We start from the raw sequence: 5,217 nt of genomic DNA, 5'->3' as shown, positions 1-5,217 counted from the left end.
GAGTTACAAAGTGACCTGAAATCCAGGCTTGACCTGTCGAGTAGATGATAAGCATTATCATCTACTCGAACCGGACCAGGCCCTACCGTGAGTCAATCGCGCTTTCACCACGTCTTCCTCGCCCAGCGCACGCCCCTGCTGCGCACCCTTGAGCGGATGGTCAACAATCGCAGCACCGCCGAAGACCTGCTCCAGGAAACCTACCTGCGCGTGACCCGTGCCTTGGGTGAAGGGCCCGTCGAGCATCTCGAACCCTTTGTTTTCCAGACCGCCCGCAACCTGGCGCGTGATCATCTGCGCGCGCGGCGTATTCAATCCCGGACGTTGCTGGAGGATGTGCCGCTTGAGGTGGTCCACAACGTGCCTGTCTCCCAGAGCAGCGCCGAGGATGCGGTCCATGCCGGGCAACTGCTTGAACGCCTGAACGTCAGCCTACAAACGCTGAGTGCGCGCCAGCAGCAGATTTTCATCCTCAGTCGCTTGCACGGCCACGGTTACCAGGCCATCGCCGAACGCCTGGGCGTGTCGTTGAGTACCGTGCAAAAGGAACTGAAACTGATCATGGCGATCTGCGTGGGCGTGGCCGAAAACCTCGACCGCGACTGAACCCGTAGGTTTGCGCTCGCCAATTGCGTTGACCGGTGGCCCTGCTAATCTTGGTCGCCCTCAAGCCTGATTCGAAACAGCCGTGCACAGACACAGCGAGGAACCACCGTGACGGACAACCACCGCGCCCCCGGGCCGACACCGGAAACCGCCCACGCCATGGAGCAGGCGCTGGACTGGCTGATCCTGCTGGACAGCCCCAGCGAGGAACAGACCCGGCAATTTGAGGCCTGGCTGGCGGCCGATCCGCGCCATGGCGAAGCATTCGCCCGCGCCCAGGCGATCTGGAACGGCCCGCAGGTATTGGAAAGCGCTCGCCAACTAGAAGACCAGCTTGAGCCCAGACCCAAGGCCACCGCGTGGTCACGCTTGCGGGCCCACTGGAAACCCCTGGCCACCGCCGCTGTGCTGTTGCTGGGCCTGTTCAATTTCAGTGACCTGCCGCTGCACTTGCAGGCCGACCACCTGACCATCGTCGGTGAACGCCAGCGCCTGCAACTGGAGGACGGTTCCAAGGTGCTGCTCAACACCGACTCGGCGTTCTCCAGCACCTTCAACGAACGACGCCACGTGGCCCGCTTGTACAAGGGCGAGGCCTTCTTCGAAATCCGGGCCAGCGCCAACCTGCCATTGGAAATCGACGCCGGCCCGGTCACGGCCAGCGTCAGCGACACCACGTTTGCCATGCGTTACCTCGACGGCGTGACCCAGGTCCAGGTGCAGCGCGGCGACGTGGACCTGCGGGCCACCCGTAACGACAGCCATGTGCGGTTGTCGGCCGGCGAAAGCATCCGCATCGGCCCCGACGGCTTCGACCGTCCGGTGCGCCTGGACCCCGCCACCGACCTGGCCTGGGTCCAGGGCCGGCTGGTGTTCGAGAACCAGCCGTTGAGCCAGGTACTGGCCGAGCTGCGGCGTTACTACCCGGGTTGGATCATCAACAACAACCCACAACTGGCCAGCGTCGCGGTGACCGGTAACTATCGCCTCGACCAGCCTCTGGACGTCGTCCGCTCCCTGGCTCACATCACCAGCGCACGCCTGCAGGAATTCCCGGCGTTGGTGATCTTGAACTAAATGAGCATTATTTTTACTCGATAGGCTTCGCTGGTTCGTCTCGTTATAGCCAATGCAATTGATTCTCATCCATCAATGAAAATCTGCACCTATAACAGATGCGACACGGAGCGCTATCGATGTCCTCTCGCCTTACCTGCCGGTTCCTTGCCCCTTCCTGCACGCGGTCCTTGCTGACAGTTGCCATTCTCATGGCCGGCACCGCCCCTCACGTCCTTGCCGCCAGCGCCCAGCCCGCTGCACGCAACATGGGCGACTACCGCTTCGCCATCGCCCGACAACCCTTGCCGTCAGCGCTGAACGCATTCACCGCCGTCACGGGTTGGCAGGTCGGCTTGCAGGCAGAGCTGGCCGAAGGCGTCGCGTCGCCGGGCGTGAACGGTTCGTTGCCACCGGAAAAAGCCCTGGAGCGCCTGTTGGTGGGGACCAACCTGAGCTACCGCAAGCTGGGCGACAACAGCATCGTCTTGGAAAAACGCAGCTCCGCCGGCGTCATGAACCTGCCGCAGATGACCATCAGCGCCACTCGCCAGGAACAGGAAATCAGCCGTGTTCCAAGCACCGTCAGCGTCCATGACCGCCAGGAACTGGACCGCAACACCGTCAACACCCTCAAGGACCTGGTGCGCTATGAGCCCGGCGTTTCGGTGGGCGGTGCGGGGCAGCGCGGCGGCATCAGCGGCTACAACATCCGCGGCATCGACGGTAACCGGATCCTGACCCAGATCGACGGTGTGGAAGTGCCCGGCGGGTTCTTCAACGGCCCTTACGCCAAGACTCAGCGCAACTACGTCGACCCGGAAATCATCAAGCGCGTGGAAATCCTTCGCGGCCCGGCCTCGGTGCTGTATGGCAGCAACGCCATCGGCGGCGCCGTGAGCTACTTCACCCTGGATCCGGACGACATCATCAAGCCCGGCCAGGACGTCGGTGCCCGCCTGAAGACCGGCTACAGCTCGGCCGATGAGAGCTGGCTCAAATCCGCCACCGTTGCCGGCCGCAGCGGACCGTTCGATGGTCTGTTGCATTACAGCCAGCGCGACGGCCACGAAACCGAATCCTATGGCAGCCACAACGGCATTGGCCTGGATCGCACCGCGGCCAACCCGGAGGACGTGCGCGCCAGCAACGTGCTGGCCAAGCTCGGCTGGAACTACAGCGACGACGCGCGCCTGGGCCTGGTCTACGAAAAGTACAAGGATGACCGCGACGTCGACCTGAAGAGCGCCTATGGCGGCCCCTACGCCAACGGCCGCCCGACGATTCCCACCTCGATGCTGCCCGGTGGCATGTATCAGTGGCGCACCGGCAACGACACCGTCACCCGCGAGCGGTTCGGCCTGGAACACCGCTTCGCCCTCGACAGCCTGCTGGCCGATCACGTGAAGTGGAGCCTCAATCACCAGGTCGCCAAGACCGACCAGAGCACTGCCGAGTTCTACTTCCCGATCACCCGCCAGGTGCTGCGCACCCGCAAGACCCTCTACGAAGAAAAGCAGTGGGTCTTCGACGCACAGCTGGAAAAGGCTTTCAGCCTCGCCGACACCGACCACGCGCTGACCTACGGCACCACGATCAAACAACAGAAAGTCACCGGTTCACGCAGCGGCAACGGCGTGTGCCTGGCGGTCGGCCGGGGTTGCAGCGCAGTGGGCGCCACCAGCCCGGCTGACGTGCTGGCCAAAGCCAGCGACTTCCCGGACCCGACCATCAATACCTACAGCCTGTTTGCCCAGGACCAGATCAGTTGGCAGAAATGGACGTTCACGCCGGGCCTGCGCTACGACTACACCCGGCTCAAGCCTCATCTGACCGAAGCATTTCTCGCCACCGTCGACCCGACCCAGGGCGGTGAAGTCAGCGGCCAGGACAAGACCTGGCATCGCGTCTCGCCTAAATTCGGCCTGACCTACGCCCTGACCGACGAGTACACCTGGTACGGCCAGTACGCCGAAGGTTTCCGCACGCCGACCGCCAAAGCCCTGTACGGCCGCTTCGACAACCTCGGCGCTGGCTACAGCGTGAAACCCAACCCCGACCTGGAACCGGAAAAAAGCAAAGGCTACGAGACCGGCCTGCGTGGCCGTTTCGATCATGGCTCGTTCGACATGGCGGTCTTCTACAACCAGTATCGCGACTTCATCAACGAGGACGCGATCACCCCCGGCGCCGATCAACTGACCTTCCAGAGCAACAACATCAAGCACGCCACGATCAAGGGTGCCGAGGTTCGCGGCCGTCTCGACCTGGACCTGTTCGGCGCGCCGCAGGGCTTGTACACCCAAGGCTCGGTGGCCTACGCCCACGGTCGCGACAACGACTCCGGCGAGCCGCTCAACAGCGTCAACCCGCTGACCGGCGTGTTCGGTCTGGGTTACGACCAGGACCACTACGGCACCCTGCTCAGCTGGACCCTGGTCAAGAAGAAGGACCGAGTGGACGACAGCAACTTCAACTCGCCCGATGGCGTCAGCAGCCAGTTCAAGACCCCGGGCTTCGGCATCCTCGACCTGACCGGGTTCTACAAGGTGACCAACGACGTCACCGTCAGCGGCGGTCTCTACAACCTCACCGACAAGAAGTACTGGCTGTGGGATGACGTACGTGGCTACGACAGCGTCGGCGAAGCCGCCGTCATCAGCCCCGCCAACCTCGACCGCCTGACGGCGCCGGGGCGCAATTTCGCGGTCAATCTGGTTTGGGACATCTAAGGGACGCGCTCGTTAACTTTGTGGCGAGGGAGCTTGCTCCCGCTGGGCTGCGCAGCAGGCCCCGGGATTCTGCGGTCGCTACGCAACCGAGCGGGAGCAAGCTCCCTCGCCACAAAAGCATCCTGTTTTTACCGTGCGATGGACTGCGATTCGTCTTGTCATCACATACCTGTTTTCCTCTCAAGGAGCTCCCATGAGTACCCAGCAATCAGCTTCACGCTCCCAGCGCCTGAACCAGATCACCCACGAGCCCCACGGCAGGCTCGATGCCCTGGTCAAGGCCCACGCCCCCTTCGAAACACCGGCCGGCTACGCCCGTTTCGTGGTGGCCCAATACCTGTTCCAGTCGGAACTGGTGGCGCTGTACAACGACGCGCAGCTCGGCAGCCTGATTCCCGACCTGCCAGCCCGCTGCCGTGCCGAAGCGGCCAGGGCCGACCTGGCGGACCTGGACACCGAAATCCCGTCGCCGGTGGCCGGTGCGGTGACGAACCCAAGCCAGGCCGAAGCCCTGGGCTGGCTGTTCGTCTCCGAAGGCTCGAAACTCGGCGCCGCGTTCCTGATCAAGCGCGCCGAGGGCCTGGGGTTGAGCGAAACCTTCGGCGCCCGGCACCTGGCCGAACCGGCGGGCGGCCGCGCCGAAGGCTGGAAAACCTTCACCCGCACCCTCGATAGCCTGGTCTTCACCCCAGAGCAGGAAGCCGAGGCGGATAAAGGCGCGCTGGATGCGTTCAACCGGTTTACGGTTTTGCTGGAGCACGCTTACACCGCTGAATCGGCCTGACTCACGCCATCTATATGTGGGAGCGGGCTTGCTCGCGAA

At 63.4% G+C, this 5,217-nt stretch carries 4 protein-coding genes; all 4 read left to right on the top strand.

Translation table 11 applies throughout. The features are described from left to right. Window positions 1-87 precede the first annotated feature (87 nt). Window positions 88-606 (top strand): sigma-70 family RNA polymerase sigma factor, encoded by a 519-nt coding sequence (locus RGM2987_RS00625; protein ID WP_245138185.1) that lies wholly within the window; start codon window positions 88-90, stop codon window positions 604-606. A 108-nt stretch (window positions 607-714) separates the two neighbouring features. Continuing rightward, window positions 715-1,683 carry a FecR domain-containing protein gene (locus tag RGM2987_RS00620; RefSeq protein ID WP_245138184.1) on the top strand — a complete coding sequence of 323 codons (969 nt, stop codon included), beginning with the start codon at window positions 715-717 and terminating at the stop codon, window positions 1,681-1,683. A 119-nt stretch (window positions 1,684-1,802) separates the two neighbouring features. After that, window positions 1,803-4,394, top strand: coding sequence for a TonB-dependent receptor (locus RGM2987_RS00615; protein ID WP_245138183.1), 2,592 nt, complete (start codon window positions 1,803-1,805; stop codon window positions 4,392-4,394). Between the two features lie 193 nt (window positions 4,395-4,587). Continuing rightward, complete coding sequence (locus RGM2987_RS00610) at window positions 4,588-5,178, top strand: biliverdin-producing heme oxygenase (protein ID WP_245138182.1); 591 nt, start codon at window positions 4,588-4,590, stop codon at window positions 5,176-5,178. The last annotated feature ends 39 nt before the right edge of the window (window positions 5,179-5,217 follow it).

The sequence above is a fragment of the Pseudomonas sp. RGM2987 genome (assembly GCF_022952855.1).
Taxonomy (GTDB): Bacteria; Pseudomonadota; Gammaproteobacteria; order Pseudomonadales; family Pseudomonadaceae; genus Aquipseudomonas.
Note: the sequence above shows the minus strand (reverse complement) of the source record. Positions and strands in the feature narration are given on the sequence as shown.

Bases quoted from the DNA above. Each gene is read 5' to 3' on its own strand.
- RGM2987_RS00615 (WP_245138183.1), top strand. From the start codon at position 1,803: ATGTCCTCTCGCCTTACCTGCCGGTTCCTTGCCCCTTCCTGCACGCGG.
- RGM2987_RS00610 (WP_245138182.1), top strand. From the start codon at position 4,588: ATGAGTACCCAGCAATCAGCTTCACGCTCCCAGCGCCTGAACCAGATC.